This window comes from Raineyella sp. W15-4 (assembly GCF_033170155.1).
GTDB lineage: Bacteria > Actinomycetota > Actinomycetes > Propionibacteriales > Propionibacteriaceae > Raineyella.
This window is the reverse complement of the sequence record NZ_CP137079.1, coordinates 2,854,641-2,872,798: the sequence shown is the minus strand read 5'-3', so window position 1 is coordinate 2,872,798 and position 18,158 is coordinate 2,854,641. Positions and strand designations below refer to the sequence as shown.

The 18,158-nt window shown below is 72.5% G+C and carries 16 protein-coding genes and 1 tRNA gene; 11 read left to right on the top strand and 6 right to left on the bottom strand.

All coding sequences use genetic code 11. From position 1 onward, the window contains the following. Window positions 1-6 precede the first annotated feature (6 nt). The 3 genes from R0145_RS13460 to R0145_RS13450 are packed head-to-tail and all read left to right on the top strand — an operon-like array spanning window position 7 to window position 2,038. Window positions 7-708: a copper homeostasis protein CutC gene (locus R0145_RS13460; protein WP_317837378.1), complete on the top strand. Its 702-nt coding sequence runs from the start codon at window positions 7-9 to the stop codon at window positions 706-708. Between the two features lie 7 nt (window positions 709-715). Beyond that, a complete protein-coding gene (locus R0145_RS13455) occupies window positions 716-1,387 on the top strand; it encodes an FMN-binding negative transcriptional regulator (protein WP_317837377.1) in 672 nt (223 codons plus the stop codon). A gap of 45 nt (window positions 1,388-1,432) precedes the next feature. Next, complete coding sequence (locus R0145_RS13450; RefSeq protein WP_317837376.1) at window positions 1,433-2,038, top strand: NUDIX hydrolase; 606 nt, start codon at window positions 1,433-1,435, stop codon at window positions 2,036-2,038. A 19-nt stretch (window positions 2,039-2,057) separates the two neighbouring features. Here the strand turns inward: R0145_RS13450 and R0145_RS13445 are convergent, their stop codons facing one another. The 3 genes from R0145_RS13445 to R0145_RS13435 form a co-directional block, all read right to left on the bottom strand. After that, entirely contained in the window at window positions 2,058-3,716 is a 1,659-nt protein-coding gene (locus tag R0145_RS13445; RefSeq protein ID WP_317837375.1) for a DNA repair helicase XPB, read from the bottom strand. 68 nt (window positions 3,717-3,784) lie between these two features. Then, window positions 3,785-5,776 carry a helicase-associated domain-containing protein gene (locus R0145_RS13440; protein WP_317837374.1) on the bottom strand — a complete coding sequence of 664 codons (1,992 nt, stop codon included), beginning with the start codon at window positions 5,774-5,776 and terminating at the stop codon, window positions 3,785-3,787. Then, window positions 5,773-6,606 (bottom strand): hypothetical protein, encoded by an 834-nt coding sequence (locus R0145_RS13435; RefSeq protein ID WP_317837373.1) that lies wholly within the window; start codon window positions 6,604-6,606, stop codon window positions 5,773-5,775. Before R0145_RS13435 ends, R0145_RS13440 begins: the two co-directional genes overlap by 4 nt. A gap of 271 nt (window positions 6,607-6,877) precedes the next feature. Here R0145_RS13435 and R0145_RS13430 point away from each other — a divergent pair, with 271 nt between their 5' ends. The 5 genes from R0145_RS13430 (at window position 6,878) to R0145_RS13410 (ending at window position 13,622) form a co-directional block, all read left to right on the top strand. Continuing rightward, on the top strand, window positions 6,878-7,261 hold the full coding sequence (locus tag R0145_RS13430; protein ID WP_317837372.1) for a cold-shock protein: 384 nt from the start codon (window positions 6,878-6,880) through the stop codon (window positions 7,259-7,261). A gap of 21 nt (window positions 7,262-7,282) precedes the next feature. Continuing rightward, on the top strand, window positions 7,283-8,095 hold the full coding sequence (locus tag R0145_RS13425; protein ID WP_411742049.1) for a DUF3027 domain-containing protein: 813 nt from the start codon (window positions 7,283-7,285) through the stop codon (window positions 8,093-8,095). 85 nt (window positions 8,096-8,180) lie between these two features. After that, window positions 8,181-9,671, top strand: a complete 1,491-nt coding sequence (locus tag R0145_RS13420) for an NCS2 family permease (protein ID WP_317837370.1) — start codon at window positions 8,181-8,183, stop codon at window positions 9,669-9,671. Window positions 9,672-9,762: 91 nt separating this feature from the next. Next, window positions 9,763-13,164, top strand: coding sequence for a pyruvate carboxylase (locus tag R0145_RS13415; protein ID WP_317837369.1), 3,402 nt, complete (start codon window positions 9,763-9,765; stop codon window positions 13,162-13,164). Window positions 13,165-13,307: 143 nt separating this feature from the next. Next, entirely contained in the window at window positions 13,308-13,622 is a 315-nt protein-coding gene (locus tag R0145_RS13410; protein WP_317837368.1) for a hypothetical protein, read from the top strand. Window positions 13,623-13,656: 34 nt separating this feature from the next. Here R0145_RS13410 and serC read toward each other — a convergent pair whose 3' ends face one another. Next, entirely contained in the window at window positions 13,657-14,769 is a 1,113-nt protein-coding gene (serC, locus tag R0145_RS13405) for a phosphoserine transaminase (protein WP_317837367.1), read from the bottom strand. 76 nt (window positions 14,770-14,845) lie between these two features. On the opposite strand from serC, the gene pdxH reads away from it, so the two are divergent. Both pdxH and R0145_RS13395 read left to right on the top strand, forming a co-directional pair. Continuing rightward, on the top strand, window positions 14,846-15,496 hold the full coding sequence (gene pdxH / locus R0145_RS13400) for a pyridoxamine 5'-phosphate oxidase (RefSeq protein ID WP_317837365.1): 651 nt from the start codon (window positions 14,846-14,848) through the stop codon (window positions 15,494-15,496). Window positions 15,497-15,663: 167 nt separating this feature from the next. After that, entirely contained in the window at window positions 15,664-16,032 is a 369-nt protein-coding gene (locus R0145_RS13395; protein WP_317837364.1) for an MscL family protein, read from the top strand. 84 nt (window positions 16,033-16,116) lie between these two features. Here R0145_RS13395 and R0145_RS13390 read toward each other — a convergent pair whose 3' ends face one another. After that, on the bottom strand, window positions 16,117-16,413 hold the full coding sequence (locus tag R0145_RS13390; protein WP_317837363.1) for a hypothetical protein: 297 nt from the start codon (window positions 16,411-16,413) through the stop codon (window positions 16,117-16,119). Between the two features lie 79 nt (window positions 16,414-16,492). Then, window positions 16,493-17,917, bottom strand: coding sequence for a UTP--glucose-1-phosphate uridylyltransferase (locus tag R0145_RS13385; protein WP_317837362.1), 1,425 nt, complete (start codon window positions 17,915-17,917; stop codon window positions 16,493-16,495). Between the two features lie 149 nt (window positions 17,918-18,066). On the opposite strand from R0145_RS13385, the gene R0145_RS13380 reads away from it, so the two are divergent. Beyond that, window positions 18,067-18,142 (top strand) — tRNA-Arg (locus R0145_RS13380). Window positions 18,143-18,158 lie beyond the last annotated feature (16 nt).

Below are 18,158 nucleotides of genomic sequence, written 5' to 3'. Positions count from 1 at the left end.
TGGTCGATGGACAGCGTCCTGGAGGTGCTCTGCGGGCACGCCGACGACGCCCGCCGGGCCGAGGAGGGCGGCGCCGACCGGGTCCACCTGGTGGCCCAGGCCGGATCCGGTGAGCTGTCGCCGGCGCCCGACGTGGTGGCGCAGGTCTGCGCCGCCACCCACCTGCCGGTCCGGGTCACCCTGCGGCTGCGGGAGGGGTGGACGACCGACGGCGGTGAGGTGACCCGGCTGCGCGGGCTGGCCGCGGCCTACCTCGACGCCGGGGCCGAGGGGATGGTGATGGGCTTCCTCGACCAGTGGTCGGCGATCGACACCGACGTGTGCGCCACCGTCGCCGGGGACGCCGGCTGGCCGTGGACCTTCGACCGGGCGGTCGACCAGTGCCTGGACTTCGACCACGCCTGGGTGGCGCTGCGCCGGCTGCCGGGGCTCGACCAGGTGATGAGCGCCGGCTCGGCCCGCGACGTCGAGCACGGGCTGGACGACCTGGTCGAACGGGCCCGCACCGACCGGTGGGCGGCCGAGAAGCTGATCGCCGCCGGCGGCCTGCAGCCCGAACACGTGCCCTGGCTGCACCGTGCCGGGATCCGCGCCTTCCACGTCGACGCCCAGGTGCGCCCGCTCGGGTCGTTCCGGGCCTGGGTGGATGCCGGGCTGGTGCACAGCTGGCGTGACCTGCTCGATCGCAGTGATCGCCGCGCGGGATGATCGGGGCATGTACATTCCGCAGCACTTCGCGATGGGCGACGACGAGATCCGTACGTTCCTGGCGACCGTGGACACGGCCGACCTGGTCACCCGGCACGGCGAGGACCTGGAGGCCAGCTACCTCCCGTTCGTGTACGACCCCGCCCCGGCACCGTACGGCCGGCTGATCGCCCACCTGCAGCGCAACAACCCGCAGGTCCGTGAGCCGATCACCGGCCCCGGCCTGGTCATCGCCCACGGCATCGAGCACTATGTCAGCCCGGTGGGGCTGCCGTCGAAGGCCGAGCACGGCCGGGTGGTGCCGACCTGGGACTACGTGACCGTCCATGTCCGCGGCGAGGTGCGACTGCACGACGACCTGGAGTGGACCCGTCAGGCGGTGACGGCGCTGACCGAGCGGCACGAGCCGGCCGGGGAGTGGACGGTGCAGGACCCGCCCGGTGACTTCGTCGACCGGATGCTGCGAGCCGTGATCGGGCTGGAGGTCGTCATCACCGGCTGGTCGGGCAAGGCCAAGATGGCCCAGAACAAGGCGCCGGCCGACCTGGCCGTGCTGATCGAGCGACTCCGCGCGGCCGGGGACACCGAGGGCGCCGAGTATCTGGAGCGGGTCAGCCTGCCGGCCGCGGTCGCCCGGGCCGAGCTGGTCGCCGACGTCCGCACCCGCGGGCGCGGCTGAGGCCGGCCCGCGGTCGTGGCTGACCGGGTGGTTAGGCTGGAGGCCGTGAGCTCCGCGCATCAGCCCCATTTCCACGAACGTCCCGGCATCGCGGTCGCGCCGCAGTTGCGGCCCTGGAAGTACCGGCGGGCGTCCCGCGTCGTCATCGTCGGTCCGGGGGAGCAGGAGCCGGAGGTGCTGCTCTTCCACGACTCCGATCCCGGGCTGGACGGGTCCCGCTGGTGGGTCACCCCCGGCGGCGGCATCGACGGCGACGAGACGCCGGCACAGGCCGCGGTGCGCGAGGTGCGCGAGGAGACCGGGTTCGTCGCGGCCGAGGCGGACCTGGTCGGGCCGGTCGCGCATCGTACGGCCCGGCACGGCTACTCCGACCAGGTGCTGGAGCAGGAGGAGTGGTTCTTCCTGCTCGCCACCCCGCGCTTCCGGGTCTCCACCGCGGGCCACACCGAGGACGAGCAGCTCACCCTCAAGGGGTCGCGTTGGTGGCCGTTGAGCGCCCTCGCCGGCTCCGACGACTGGATCTGGCCCGATCTGCTGCTCGACCTGGTCGCCCTCGGCGACCTGCCGGACCGCTGGCCGGTGGAGCTGGGGCTGAGCGTCGCCGAGTCGACGGTCGCGGTGACCGAGGACGCCGTCCCGCCGCAGCAGTGAGCCGGGTGCGCCTCGCCGATCAGCCGCGGTCGAGCTGCTCCAGGTCGTCGGCGTCGACGATCCGGTAGCTGTAGCCCTGCTCGGCCAGGAACCGCTGCCGGTGCTGGGCGAAGTCGGCGTCCGAGGTGTCCCGCGACACCACCGCGTAGAAGCGGGCCGTCTTGTCACCGGACGGGCGCAGCAGCCGGCCCAGCCGCTGGGCCTCCTCCTGCCGGGACCCGAAGGCGCCGGAGACCTGGATCGCGACCTCGGCGGTCGGCAGGTCGATGGAGAAATTGGCCACCTTGGAGACCACCAGCAGGGTGATCTCCCCGCGCCGGAAGGCGCCGAAGAGCTCCTCGCGCCGCGTCTCGGGGGTCGACCCCTTGACCAGCGGTGCGTCCAGGGCCGCGGCGAGTTCGTCGAGCTGGTCGACGTACTGCCCGATCACCAGCGTCGGCGTGCCGCGGTGGCGCTCGGCCAGCTCGATGATGGTGCGCTGTTTGGTCTCCGCGGTGGCCGCCAGCCGGTAGCGTACGTCCGGCTCCGCCATCGCGTACGCCAGCCGTTCGTCCTCCCGCAGGGTGACCCGCACCTCGATGCACTCGGCCGGGGCGATCCAGCCCTGGTTCTCCAGGTCCTTCCACGGTGCGTCGAAGCGCTTCGGCCCGATCAGGGAGAACACGTCCCCCTCGTGGCCGTCCTCGCGGACCAGCGTCGCGGTCAGCCCGAGCCGACGGCGGGCCTGCAGGTCCGCCGTCATCCGGAACACCGGGGCGGGCAGCAGGTGCACCTCGTCGTACACCACCAGGCCCCAGTCACGGGCACTGAACAGCTCCAGGTGTGGGTGGATGCCGTTCCGTTTGGTGGTGATCACCTGGTACGTCGCAATGGTCACCGGGCGGATCTCCTTGCGGGCGCCGGAGTACTCGCCGATCTCGTCGGGGGTCAGGGTGGTCCGCCGCAGCAGCTCGTCACGCCACTGCCGGGCGGAGACGGTGTTGGTGACCAGGATCAGCGTGGTCGCCCCGGCCCGCGCCATCGCCGCCGCGCCGACCAGCGTCTTGCCCGCCCCGCAGGGCAGCACGACGACCCCCGAGCCGCCCTGCCAGAAGGAGTCGACCGCCTGGCGCTGGTAGGTCCGCAGCTGCCAGCCGTCCTCGGCCAGGGCGATCGGGTGGCGTTCGCCGTCGACGTAGCCGGCGAGGTCCTCGGCCGGCCAGCCGAGCTTGAGCAGCACCTGCTTGAGATGACCCCGCTCGGAGGGATGGACGGCCACCGTGTCGGCGTCGATCACGGCGCCGAGCATCCCGGCCACCTGCTTGGCCCGGACCACCTCGGTGAGCACCGCCGGGTCGGTGGAGACCAGCACCAGGCCGTGCACCGGGTGCTTCTCGATCCGCAGCCGGCCGTACTTGTCCATCGTCTCGGCGACGTCGACCAGCAGCGTGCTGGGCACCGGGTAGCGCGAGTAGGTGAGCAGGACGTCGACCACCTGCTCGGCGTCGTGGCCGGCAGCCCGGGCGTTCCACAGCCCCAGCGGGGTGAGCCGGTAGGTGTGGATGTGTTCGGGGGCCCGCTCCAGTTCGGCGAACGGGGCGATCGCCAGCCGGCACTCGTCGGCCAGCGGATGGTCGACCTCGAGCAGGAGCGTACGGTCCGATTGCACGACCAACGGGCCCGGATCCAGGCGTGACATGACGACCATTCTCGCACCGCGGCCAAGCGCGGGAGATCCCTGCACCACCCGATCCCTGCACCGCCCGATCACTGCAGGGAGGCGGCCAGCTCCTCGGCCAGTTCGGCGATCGCCTGCGGCCCGGGTGGCCCGGCCGGCGCATCGACCGTCCGGGGCCGGGCCCGGGGCCGCGGCGGGGCGGTGACCAGCCGGCCGGCGGAGTCCTCCGCGGCGGGGGAGAGCCCCAGCTGGTGCAACAGCACCACCACCTCATCGGCCTCGGCGTCGGCGACGAGCACCCCGGGCGCGAGTCGGCGCAGGCCGAGCGGCCCCGCCTCGGGGTGGGACAGCAGCTGGGTGATCACCGCGGCGTCGTCGGTCTGGATCCAGGCGCCGACGCTGCCGACCCGGATCCGGCCGTGCCGGCGGGCCACGTCGCCGACCAGGTACTCCAGCGGCTGCGGCAGCCCGGTGCCGGAGTGGTCCCGGAGCCAGTCGAGCACCCGGTCCGCGGTCCAGCCGGCGTCGAAGGCCCGGCGCAGCGAGGCCTGACTGAACCGGAACACGCCGCCGGCGCCGCGGGACTCCTGGTCGGCCAGCAGTCGGACCACCCGGCTGGTGTCATGGTCCAACGGGCCCGGGGCGACGGCGGTGAGGTCGGACTGCAGGATGAGCTCGGCGACCGGTTCGGGGAACTCCGCGGCGAGCTCGGCGGGCATCGACGCCCGCTCGTCGTCCGCCACGTGCATCAGCCCGGTCACCGCGTCCAGCGCCTGCAGGCCGAGCCAGCCGGCCTCCTCCCACCACTGGCCGGTCAGTTCGGCGAGGTCGACCTGGGCGGCCACCGCCGGCCGGTGCCAGGCGTACGCCTCGGCCAACCGCTCCGCGCCGACCACGGTGCCGGGCGTGACCTCGGCGCAGACCCCGATCAGCCCGCGGCGCAGGTCGGCCGCGCCGCGCCAGTCGGCGTCCGGGCCGAGTGGATGCGCCTTGGGCCGGACCGACCAGGGGAACCACCGCGGTGTCCCGGCCCAGACCCGGACCAGGTCGACCCAGCGGTCCGCCGCGGCCCGGTCCAGCCACTGGTCGAAGGCGGGAGTCGGCAGCAGCGTCTCGCCGTTCACCTGGTTGACCAGTCTGGCGGCCCAGGCCAGCTCGACGACGAGGGCGGCGTACGTCCGGGAGCGGGCGAGGTGGGCGGCCGGCAGCCGCAGCAGCGCCACCGCGCCACCGAGATCCTTCACCGACAGACCACCGTCGCGCAGCAGCCGGACGTCGAGGTCCGGCAGCGAGGAGACCAGCTGCTCGACATCGCGCAGCAGGGTGATCGCCGCGCCGACCCCGGCCCGGTCGATCAGCTCCGCCCGGCGCCGTCGACCGGCGCCCAGGTCCGGCGGTGTCGGGCTCGGCAGCGTCCGCACCAACCGGTGGCCGCGCAGCTGCCAGGCGACCTCGCGGGGCATCACCACGGTGTCGTGGTCGAGCGGCCGCAGCAGCCCGTGGGCGAGCGCCACCTCCATCGGGGTGCCGGCGGTGTCCGGGGTGACCCGACGGTCGGCGTTCCGGACCCGGCCGGTCGGCGGACCCCAGGTGAGCTGGTCGAGCAGCGGCCGGACCACCTCCCCGGCGGCCTCCAGGGCCGCGGTGACCTCCCGCTCGGTGAGCGGGTGGGCCGAGTCGTCGGCCAGTCCGGCCGGCCAGGGGCCGAAGGCGGTGCGTGCCGGGACGAGTAGGTGCAGGTCGCTGTCCGGGCCCCAGACCAGACCGCGCTCCCGCAGGTCGGCGAGCCCGCGGCGGACCGCCAGCTCGTCGGTGGTGCCGAGCAGGCCGGCGATCGCGGCCCGGGTGGTGCCGTCGGGCAGCGTGGCCAATGCCTCGGCGACCACGTGCTGCCAGGCGTTGAGCCGGTGCAGGGCGGTCATCGCCGACCCGCCGGTGGTCATCCGGGCGACCAGATCCCCCACCGAACGCGGTGGCGGCGTGCACAGGTCGGGGCGGGCCGCCAGCAGGGCAGCGAAGTCGGTGGCCGTCCAGCGGCGCAGCGACTCGGCAAGGGACCGTGGAGCGGCCTTGCGGGTCATCGGCGCGCCCTCGGGCCGCCCGATTGCTCCCGCCGGTGCTGCTCGGCGTCCACCGCGGAGCGCTGGCGCACGTACCAGATGCCGAGGACGACGCAGTAGATCAATCCGATGAAGCGGGAGGTGCCGGCCAGCTCGGTCCAGTCCCGGCCGACCAGGAAGCCGAGCAGCAGCAGCGCGCCGACCAGCCCCGAGACGATCCGGGACAGCGCCCGGGCGGCGACCGGGATCGTCGGGGCGGCGGCGAGCAGGATGGCGCCGGCCAGCACGGCGACGGTGACGAACGGCCCGGCGACCGCGCCGAGGATGTAGAGGACCGGCGGCAGCAGCAGCCAACGAGCCGCCCGGGCCCGTTGGTCGAGATCGGCGAAGCCGGTCCGGCGGGGAGCCAGGAAGGACAGCGGCGGCTGCGGCGCCGGGGCCTGGGCCGCGGGATCGTACGGCGCGGGATCGTACGCTGCCGGCTCGTACGGCGCGGGATCGTACGGCCCGGCCACCGCCACGGGAGGCGGCGTAGGGGCCGACGCGGTCGCCGAGGCGTGCACCGACCGCCAGGCCGAGCCGGTCTGTTGCGGGCGGGACACCAGCGGGAAGGGGTGGCGCGGGTCCCGGGAGGGCGGCCGGTCCGGGGTCAGGCCGGACAGCGGGACCGCGCCATCGGGCGGGGCGAAGGCCGGCGGCGGTGTCGCGGGGCCGGGACCGGCGGGTGCCGCCGGGTCGGGGGCCTGCCGGCGTGGCGGGTCCAGCACCGTCGGGGTGTTCGCGACCGCGGGTTCATACCCCGTGGGAGGCGCCAGAGGCGCGTACTCGGGGCCGTCCTGCCAGGTCGCCATGGCGTCGATGCTACCCGGGGCGGTGTCCGGGGAAACCCTGTGCGTCGCCGACGGCCCCCCGGAAGCTCCACGCCCCGGGTATGCTGAGGTCTCCGGACCCCGCCAGGCTCGTTTCCGGGCGGCGGTCACCCCTGCTGCACCCGGTCGCGCTCGCCTCCAGGGACCGGGGCTGCCCGCACGACCCCGTCGTCGGCCGGCCGGACCCGATCAGACCCATTTCAGACGATGCGTTCGGACACGACGCGGACAGACACGGACAAGTGAGGTTGCTGTGCCCACTGGCAAGGTGCGGTTCTACGACGCCGAGAAGGGCTTCGGATTCCTGACCAAGGACGGTGGCGGGGACGTCTACGTCCGTTCCTCCGCCCTGCCGCAGGGAGTGACGACCCTCAAGCCCGGTCAGCGGGTGGAGTTCGGCGTCATCGAGGGGCGCAAGGGTGAGCAGGCGCTCAGCCTGCACCTGGTGGACAAGCCGGTGTCGGTCGCCAAGGCGGCTCGCAAGAGGCCCGAGGAGATGGCGGTCATCGTCGAGGACGTGATCAAGATGCTCGACCATCTCGCCGCCAGCTACCGCCGTGGTCACTTCCCCGACGCGAAGTCCGCGGAGCGTACGGCGCACCTGCTTCGCGGCATCGCCGACGAGCTGGAGCTGTGACGCCCGCCCGGGCGTGAGAGAATGACCGACATGGCAGCCCCCAGCGCACCCCAGACCCGTAGGGCACCGCGGCCCAAGCTCGACCCGGTGACCGCTGCGGCGGTGGACCTCGCCCGCGAGGCGGCGCTGGCCAGTTCCGGCACCCACGCGGTCGGCGACCACCTCGGGGTGATCGCCGAGGGCGACCGGGTGGTCACCCACCTGTTCGAGTGCACCCACCCCGGCTACCGCGGCTGGCGGTGGAACGTCACCCTGGTGCGTGCCGCCCGGGCCAAGACGCCGACCGTCGACGAGGTGGCGCTGCTGCCCGGCGAGGGAGCCCTGCTGGCGCCCGCCTGGGTCCCGTGGTCGGAGCGGGTCTCCCCGGACGACCTGACCCCCGGACTGTTGCTGCCGACCCCGGCCGAGGACGAACGGTTGGAGCCCGGTTTCACCGGCGGCGACCACGCCGCCGATCAGGACCCGGCGGAGGCCTCGCAGCTCCGGGCGGTGGTGGCCGAGCTCGGCCTCGGCCGGGAACGGGTGCTGTCCCCGTACGGTCGGGAGCAGGCCGCCGAGCGGTGGCTGGCCGGCGACGGCGGCCCGGACAACCCGATGACCAAGCAGGCGCCCGGGCGGTGCGTCGGCTGCGGGTACTTCGTCCGGCTGCAGGGCAGCCTGGGCACCATCTTCGGGGTCTGCGCCAACGAGTCGTCGCCGTCCGACGCCGCCGTGGTGGCCGTCGACCACGGCTGCGGGGCCCACTCCGACGTGCCTGACGAGACACACGCCGCGGACCGCTCCGCCCCGATCTGGGACACCATCAGCATGTCCGAGGGGTCACTGTTCGACTGATCGCGTGCTGGCGCCTGCTGGCGTGCTGGCAGCCGATCGGGAGCGATGAGACCAACACGTAACGTGCGCCCCCTAGGCTGCCGCCATGGAATCTGCTGCATCCACCACCGCACCCACCCCCACCGGACAGGGGGGACGCGGCGTCCTGGACCGTTGGTTCGAACTCACCGCCCGGGGATCGACGCTGGGCCGCGAGATCCGCGGCGGCCTGGTGACCTTCTTCGCGATGGCGTACATCATCGCCCTCAACCCCGCGATCATCGGCACCGTTCCTGACATCAACGGCAATCTGATCACCGGGCAGCCCCCGTCCGACGCGAACATCGCGGTCGCCAAGGCGGCCGTCGCCGCGGCCACCGCACTGATCGCCGGCGTGATGACCATCCTGATGGGCGTGGTGGGCCGTTACCCCCTCGCCCTGGCCGCCGGTCTCGGCCTGAACGCCCTGCTGGCCTACACGCTGGCCCCGATGATGACCTGGCCGCAGGCGATGGGCCTGGTCGTCCTGGAGGGCGCGCTGATCACCGTCCTGGTGCTCACCGGCTTCCGCACCGCGGTCTTCCGGGCGGTGCCGGCGTTCATGCGCGCGGCGATCAGCGTCGGCATCGGCGTCTTCATCACCTTCGTCGGCCTGGTCGACGGCGGCGTGATCCGCCCGGCCCAGGGCACCCCGGTCACCCTGGGCATCAACGGCAGCCTGATGGGCTGGCCGATCGCGATCTTCCTGTTCGGCCTGCTGCTCGGCTCGGTGCTCTACGCCCGCAACGTCCGCGGTGGCCTGCTGATCTCGATCGCGGTGGCGACCGTCGTCGCGGTCATCGTCCAGAACGTCCACCCGTTGGGCACGATGACGGGCGGCGAGACCGCCGGCTGGAAGTCGAACCCGCCGGTGATCGGCTCCTGGAGCGCCCCGGACTTCCAGCTGCTCGGCAACGTCGACATCTTCGGCGCCTTCACCCAGCGCCACCTCACCGCCCTGGGCGTCGTGCTGCTGATCTTCTCCCTGCTGCTCGCCGACTTCTTCGACACCATGGGCACCGTGGTGGCGGTCGGCGCCGAGGGCCGACTGCTCGACGGCAACGGCAACCCGCCGCACCTCACCGGCATCCTGGTGATCGACTCGCTGGCAGCGATGGCCGGTGGCCTCGGATCGTCGTCCTCCAACACCTCCTACGTCGAGTCGATCTCCGGCGTCGCCGAGGGGGCCCGCACCGGCATCGCCTCGCTCGTCACCGGTGCCTGCTTCCTGGTCGCCATCGTCGCCTCCCCGGTCGTCTCGCTGATCCCGGCCGAGGCGGTCTCCCCGGTGCTGGTGATCGTGGGCGCGCTGATGATGTCGAACGTCACCGAGATCAACTGGGGGAGGATGGAGCAGGCCATCCCGGCGTTCCTGACCATCGTCTTCATGCCGTTCGCCTACTCGATCACGGTGGGCATCGGAATCGGCTTCATCATGCTGGTGGTGCTGGAGATCGCCAAGGGCCGGGCCCGCGAGGTGCATCCGCTGATGTGGGTGGTCTCCGCGGCGTTCGTCCTCTACTTCCTGCAGGGGTTGCTCGGCCAGATCGTCGCCTGAGCATCCGACGGTCTACACTGCGGTGTGGTCCCCCTCACAACGGCGTGTCGGTGACTTCGGAGTCAGCCTGTTCGGCCGCAAAGGTGTGTGCATGTTCAAGAAGGTCCTGGTCGCCAATCGTGGCGAAATCGCTGTTCGTGCGTTCCGTGCCGCGGTCGAGCTGGGGGCGAGGACCGTCGCCGTGTTCCCGTACGAGGATCGCAACGCGGTGCACCGGATCAAGGCCGACGAGGCGTACCTGATCGGCGAGAAGGGCCACCCGGTCCGCGCCTATCTCGACATCGACGAGATCATCCGGGCGGCCAAGGAGGCGGAGGCCGACGCGATCTACCCCGGCTACGGCTTCCTGTCGGAGAACCCGGACCTGGCCGAGGCCTGCGCGAAGAACGGCATCACCTTCATCGGTCCCTCCAAGGAGACCCTGGAGATGGCCGGCAACAAGAAGCACGCTATCGACTCCGCCCGCCGGGCCGGGATCCCGACGCTGGAGTCCTCCGACCCGTCGACCGACCCGGACTACCTGCAGGCCGAGGCCGAGCGGATCGGCTTCCCGGTCTTCGTCAAGGCGGTCGCCGGTGGCGGCGGCCGGGGGATGCGCCGGGTGGACGATCCGGCGGCGCTGACCGATGCCATCGGGGCGGCGATGCGCGAGGCGGAATCCGCCTTCGGCGACGCCACCGTCTTCATCGAGCAGGCGGTCGGCCGGCCGCGCCACATCGAGGTGCAGATCCTCGCCGACCGCGAGGGCAACACCGTCCACCTGTTCGAGCGGGACTGTTCGATCCAGCGCCGCCACCAGAAGGTGGTCGAGCTCGCCCCCGCCCCGCACATCTCCGCGGAGCTCCGGGCGGCGCTGACCCGCGACGCCGTCACCTTCGCGAAGTCCATCGACTACACCCTGGCCGGCACCGTCGAGTTCCTGCTGGAGACCGAGGGCCCGCGCGCCGGCCAGCACGTCTTCATCGAGATGAACCCGCGCATCCAGGTGGAGCACACGGTCACCGAGGAGGTCACCGGCGTCGACCTGGTCCAGGCCCAGATGCGACTGGCGTCGGGGGAGACGCTGGCCGACCTCGGACTGACCCAGGACTCCATCCACCTGATCGGCGCCGCGATGCAGTGCCGGATCACCACCGAGGATCCGGCCAACGGCTTCCGCCCCGACACCGGGGTGATCTCCGCCTACCGGTCCGCGGCCGGCGCCGGCGTACGCCTCGACGGTGGCACTGCCGCCACCGGTGCGGTGATCAGCCCCCACTTCGACTCGCTGCTGGTCAAGCTGACCACCCGCGGCCGGGACCTCGACCAGGCGATCGCCCGGGCCCGGCGGGCGCTGGCGGAGTTCCGGATCCGTGGCGTGGCGACCAACATGCCATTCCTGCAGGCGGTGCTGGAGGATCCCGACTTCCGGGCCGGGAACATCTCGACCGCCTTCATCGACGAGCGGCCGCGGCTGCTCAACGCCCGGACCTCGCTGGACCGCGGCACCAAGGTGCTCACCTGGCTCGCCGACGTGACGGTGAACAAGCCGAACGGGCGGTCGCCGATCACCGTCCACCCGCGGGCGAAGCTGCCGACGATCGACCTGCGGTCCCCGGCGCCGGCCGGTTTCCGCCAGCAGCTGCTGGAGCTGGGGCCGGCGGGGTTCGCCGCTGCACTGCGGGCCTCCGACCGGCTGGAGGTCACCGACACCACCTTCCGCGACGCGCACCAGTCGCTGCTGGCCACCCGGATGCGGACGTACGACATGCTGGAGTTCGCCCCCTACCTGCAGCGGATGCTGCCGGGACTGTTCTCGGTCGAGGCGTGGGGCGGGGCGACGTACGACGTGGCGCTGCGGTTCCTCGGCGAGGACCCGTGGGACCGGCTGGCGAAGTTCCACGAGGCGCTGCCGGGCATCCCGGTGCAGATGCTGCTGCGCGGCCGCAACACCGTGGGCTACACGCCCTATCCCACCGAGGTGACCGACGCCTTCGTGCACGAGGCCGCCGAGGTCGGGGTGGACATCTTCCGGGTCTTCGACGCCCTCAACGACGTCTCCCAGATGACCCCGGCGATCCGGGCGATCCGGGACACCCCGTCGGTCGCCGAGGTCGCGATGTGCTACTCGGGCAACCTGATGGATCCCCGCGAGGACCTCTACACCCTGGACTACTACCTGCACCTGGCCGACCGGATCGTCGCCGCCGGGGCGCACATCCTGGCGATCAAGGACATGGCCGGCCTGCTCCGCGCGCCGGCCGCCGCCCGGCTGGTCACCGCGCTGCGGGAGCGTTTCGACCTGCCGGTGGTGCTGCACACCCACGACACCGCCGGCGGCCAGCTGGCCACCCTGGTGCTGGCCGCCCAGGCCGGCGTCGACGCCGTCGACGTCGCGGCCGCCCCGATGGCCGGCACCACCTCCCAGGTGTCGATGTCGGCGCTGGTCGCGGCGATGGCGGACACCGAGCGGGAGACCCGCCTCGACCTGCGCAACGTGATGGATCTGGAGCCGTACTGGGACATGGTCCGGCGCGAGTACCGGCCGTTCGAGTCCGGCCTCGGCTCGCCGACCGGGCGGGTCTACGACCACGAGATTCCCGGCGGCCAGCTGTCCAACCTGCGCCAGCAGGCGAAGGCGCTCGGCCTGGCCGACAAGTTCGAGCAGATCGAGGACATGTACGCCGCCGCCGACAAGATCCTCGGCCGGCCCAGCAAGGTCACCCCGTCCTCCAAGGTGGTCGGCGACCTCGCCCTGCACCTGGTCGCCGTCGGCGCCGACCCGCAGGCGTTCGCGGCGGACCCGGCCTCGTTCGACATCCCCGACTCGGTGATCGGCTTCCTGTCCGGCGACCTCGGCACCCCGGCGGGTGGCTGGCCCGAGCCGTTCCGGACCAAGGCCCTGCAGGGCCGCACCATCAAGGCGGTGGAGGAGACCGTCGCGCCCGAGGACTCCGCCCGGCTCGCGGTGCCCGGCCGGGACCGTCGGGAGACTCTCAACCGGCTGCTGTTCCCCGGCCCGGCGAAGGCACTGCAGGAGTTCCGGGCGCAGTACGGCGACCTGTCCGCGATGACCACGATCGACTACCTCTACGGCCTGAAGCCCGGCGACGAGCACGTGGTCAAGCTCGGCAAGGGCATCGACCTGCTGATCGGGCTGGAGGCGATCGGTGAGGCCGACGAACGTGGCTACCGTACGGTGATGACGACGATGAACGGGCAGATCCGGCCGATCCGGGTCCGCGACCGGTCGGTCGAGACCGATGTCGCCGTCGCCGAGCGGGCCGACACCACCAACCCGGGCCACGTCGCCGCACCGTTCCAGGGCGTGGTGTCGGTGACCGTCGCCGAGGGCGATCGGGTCGAGGCGGGGCAGCCGGTCGCCACCATCGAGGCGATGAAGATGGAGGCGGCGATCACCACCTCGGTCGCCGGCGTGGTCGAGCGGGTCGCCCTGCACGGCCCGCACCAGGTGCAGGGCGGCGACCTCGTGCTGGTGGTCCGCCCGCTCTGACCCACCGCGGTGCCGCGCGGTACGTTGGAGGGGTGAAGCTGCGAACCGGTCACCATCTCGTCAGTGCGGTCGCCGTGGCGTTGCTCCTCATCGTCATCATCGGCTCACTGCTGGCGCACTGAGTCGTGCAGAAGGGAGATCACGTGCTGCGGAGCACCGTCGTCCGTGCCGTGGCCGTCGCGGCTGCTGCGCTCGCCCTGACCGGCGGCTCCCGGTGGGCGTACGCCGCGCCCGGCTCCGGCACCGACCGCACCGGCACCTGGATCGCGCTCGCCGTCGCGGTGGCGATCGCCCTGGTGGCGGGCGTGATCGTCCTGGTCGGGCCGGGCCGTCTGCCGCGTCGGCAACCGTCGCCGGACGACACCGGCGAGATCGCGCTGCAGCGCGCCCTGGCCGCCGAGACCCACGCCCGGCGGGCCGACGTCGACCGGCACTCCCGCGGCCGACGTCGGCACTGATCCCGCTGCGAGCGTCGAGCCACCCTCCGGGGCGTCAGACCAGGCGTTCCAGCACGTAGTCGATGCAGGCGGTCAGCGCCTCGACATCGGCGGTCGGCACGTTGGTGAACATGCCGATCCGCAGCTGGTTGCGGCCGAGCTTGCGGTAGGGCTCGGTGTCGATGATGCCGTTCGCCCGCAGCGTCTTCGCCAGCGCCGCGGCGTCGACCCGTTCGTCGAAGTCGATGGTGCCCACCACCGGCGACCGGTAGGCCTCCTCGACGAACGGGGTGGCCAGCTCGTGCGCCGCCGCCCACCCGTAGAGGTGCGCGGCGCTGGCGCCGGTCCGGGCGGTGGCGAAGGCCATCCCGCCCTGGGCGTTGAGCCAGTCGACCTGCTCGGCCAGCAGCCACAGCGTCGCCACCGCCGGGGTGTTCAGCGTCTGGTCCTTGCAGGAGTTGTCCAGGGCGATCTGCAGCGACAGCATGTCGGGGATCCACCGGCCGGAGGCGGCGATCCGGCCGATCCGGTCGATCGCGGCGGGGGAGAGGAACGCCACCCACAGGCCGCCGTCGGAGCCGAAGTTCTTCTGCGGCGCGAAGTAGTAGGCGTCGGTCCGGGTCAGGTCGGCGTCGATGCCGCCGGCCGCCGAGGTGGCGTCGATCAGCGTCAGCGCACCAGGGTCGCCGGCGATGCGACGGACCGGGGTGGCGGCCCCGGTCGAGGTCTCGTTCTGTGCCCAGGCGTACGTGTCGACCCCGTCAGCGGGGTCGGGCAGCGCGGCGCTGCCGACCGGCGCGGTGGCGAGCACCGGCTCCTCGAGGAACGGCGCCCGGGCGGCGGCCGTGGCGAACTTCGAGGAGAACTCGCCGTACGTTCCGTGCGCCGAGCGGCGCTCGATCAGCGAGCAGACCGCGGCGTCCCAGAACAGCGTCGACCCGCCGTTGCCCAGGGCCACCTGGTAGCCCTCCGGGGCGCGGTAGAGCTCCGCCAGCCCCGCCCGGATCCGGTGGACCAGCGCCTTCACCGGCGCCTGCCGGTGGGAGGTGCCCAGCACCGCGGCACCGGGGCCGGCCAGCGAGGCCAGCGCCTCGGGGCGGATGCGGGAGGGCCCGCACCCGAATCGTCCATCGAGCGGCTTGAGGTCTGCGGGGATCTGCACGGTCACGGCCCTATCCTCCCATTCCGGCTCCGGTCGTCCCGGTCGGGCCGCGGCGCGGACGACCCCGTGGTAGGACAGGGGCATGCACGACATCGCGGCCGACCGGACCGAGTACCACGGCCAGACCCTGGAGGGCGTGACCGCCGACACCGACCCGCTGGCCCTGTTCCGGGCCTGGCTGGAGGCGGCGTACGACGCCGGCAACCCCGAACCCACCGCGGTGCAGCTCGCCACGGTCGCCCTGGGACCCGACGGCAGCCCGCGGCCGAGCGTCCGCACCGTGCTGCTCAAGGAGCTCGACGAGCGGGGCTTCGTCTTCTTCAGCCACTACGACTCGCGCAAGGGCCGCGAGATCGCGGCGGACCCGCACGTCGCCCTGCAGTGGTACTGGCCCACCCTGGCCCGCGCGGTGCGCGTCGAGGGGGTCGCCGTCCGGGTGGACCGGGCCGAGTCGGAGGCGTACTTCGCCGGCCGTCCGCGCGGCTCACAGCTCGGCGCCTGGGCCTCGCACCAGTCACAGGAACTGGCCTCGCGCGCCGAGCTGTTGGCGGCGTACGCCCGGGTGGGGGAGGACTTCACCGGGCGTGCGGTGCCGTGCCCGGAGACCTGGGGTGGCTGGCGGGTGGCGCCGCAGCGGGTGGAGTTCTGGCAGGGGGAGCCGGGGCGGTTGCACGACCGGGTCGAGTTCCGCCGGGACGGAGACTGCTGGCGGACCCGTCGGCTGGCCCCCTGACGGCACGGGATCAGCCCCGAAAGCACGGGATCGGCCCCCGGAGCCAAGGAGCGACTCGCTGAAGGCACAGGATCGATTCCGGTCGAGTGAGGCACTCCTTCGCTAGGGTGAGACCGGCGTGGCCGCCGGCTCGCCGAGCCCCCACGCCCCAGAAAGGAGTGGTACGTATGAAGGGTTTCAAGGAATTCCTCATGCGCGGCAACCTGATCGAGCTTGCCGTCGCGTTCATCATGGGCTCTCTCTTCGCGGCTGTCGTGAAGGCCTTCACCGATCTGATCCTCGACCTGATCGGCCGGGCACTGCCGCTGAACGGCGAGGCGTTCTCCAGCGTCGTCATCGGCGGGATCACCATCGGCCCGTTCCTGTCGGCCATCGTGACCTTCGTCCTGACCGCGTTCGTGGTCTACTTCGCGATCGTCAAGCCGTACGAGATCTACAACAACCGTCACAAGAAGGACGAGCCGGCGGTGCAGAGCACCGATGAGATCCTCGCCGAGATCCGCGACCTCCTTGCGGAGGGACGCGCCAAGAACTGAGCGATGCCGAGGGCGGCATCGACGGCACCTCGCCGAGCCCGGGCCACCGCCCGACGGCTCGGCGAGTCCGTCCGACGCGGATGATCAGAGCTTCCCGAAGTGCGGCGGGAGATCGCGGAGCAACCGTTGGTCGGCGGGCGTCGGCCGGTCCGTGCCGCCGTGCCGCACCCGTCGTTCGGTGGGGGTGAGCCGCCATTCCAGCGTGACGGCCCGCAACGCTGCGGCGAACTGTGCCGCCGACAGCCCGGCCAGCAACTCCGCGGGCACTCGGTGCGGCCAGCCGGCTCCGGCGGCCCGGGCCTCCTCGGCATGACGATGCAGTGCGACGCGGTCCCACCCGGCGGCGGCCAGCTCTTCGGCCAGCGCCGCCGGGTCGGGCATCGGGTGATCGGGGAGCGTGGTCAGGTCCTGCCCGCACAATGCGAAGGCGAGGGCCCGGTGCCACCCGGCGGACGCGGGCTCAGCGGCGCGGGGCATGAGCGAGTGCGGTCGTCCCGTCCAGGATGCTGCTGGCCGGCACCCGGCTCGGCTCCTCGGTCGGCGGGAGGACGGCATCACCGCGGACGACCACGTTGGGTCCGAAGGTCCAGTCACCCTCGACGGTGAGCGAGCCCGCCTCCCGCAGGCTGGGCGATCCGTGCGGGAAGCGTTGCTCGAAGTCGGCGATCAGCTTGTAGTGACCCGGGTCGAGGGTGACCAGCGGGGTGGCCGGGCTGACCCGGTCGAGCGTCCCGTCGTCGTTGACGCGGTAGACGTCCGAGCGCAGCACCAGCAGATCGTTGGTGGTCTTCACCGGCAGGAACCTGCTGCGCGGAACCACGATCGCGGTGGCCCCCTCGAACACCTCCAGCGCCGCCCCCATCGCGGTCTCCAGCTGCAGCACCTCGGGCGAGGACGAGTCCGTCGGGTCGACATGCTTGCGGTTGCAGATCAGCGGCAGCCCGAGCACCCCGTTCCGGCTGGCCAGGGCGTCGGCCAGCTGGGCCAGATCCAGCCACAGGTTGTTGGTGTTGAAATAGCGGTGCCGGGAGATGTCGGCGAAGCTCCCCTTGTCCGCCGCCGCTGTCTGAGCGGCTTCCCGCAGGATGAGGCGGCCGTCGGCGGTGCGGACGGCGAGGTGACCGCCCTTGCGGTCGGCCCGGGTCCGCTCGCACACCTCCATCGCGAACGGCGCGCCGGTGCCGGCGAACCACTCGGCCAGCGCGGCGGACGGGGAGGCCCCCAGGTTGTCGACGTTCGACACCGCGGCGTAGCGGTAACCGGCGTCCAGCAGCCGGCGCAGCATGCCGGAACCCTCCAGTGCCGTGTACAGGTCGCCGTGGCCGGGCGGGCACCACTCCAGGTCGGGTGCGGCCGGCCAGTCGACCGGGGTGAGGTCGTCGGCGCGCAGCTTCGGCTCCTGGTTCTGGACGAACTCCAGCGGCAGCCCGGGGGTCCGGACCGCCGGCGAGGAGGACAGCTCGGCCATCGTGTCGGCGCTGGTGGCGAAGGAGTCCATCATCACCAGTGGCAGGGTGATGTCGTGCTCGGCGCGGGCGGCCAGCACCTGGGCGACGGTCAGGTCGAGGAACGTACGTCCCTCGCGGACCGGGAGCAGCGACTTCGCCTGCTGCATGCCCATCGAGGTGCCGAGGCCACCGTTGAGCTTGATGATGACGGTCCGTCCGAGGGCGGGCTGGCGGCCCGGGGCAGGGGTGGTGGCGTCGGCGCGCAGGTCCGCCAGTCGTGGCAGATCGGTGACCGGGCTGATCGACTCCTCGGGGATCACCCCGGTGCTGCCGTCGGCGAGTTGGGCATAGTAGTGACTGAACACGGTGATGGCGTTCTCGGCCACCCCGGCGCTGCGCATCTTCCGCTGTGCCTGTGCCAGGCCTTCGTTCGTCATGCCGCTCAGTCTAGGGAACGGGGGTCCGCCGTCGTCGGCGTCGGTGGGTCAGGGGCGTGGCCGCTGAGGCTGCCGCGGATGCCGCGCCGGATCGGTAGGTGGTGGCTGCCGGCCGGCGTTTCGGTGTCGGTTACCCTTGGGAAGGCCGTGGCCCCGTAGCTCAGGGGATAGAGCGACGGTTTCCTAAACCGTGCGTCGGAGGTTCGAATCCTCTCGGGGCCGCCAGTGGATCGGCGAAAGG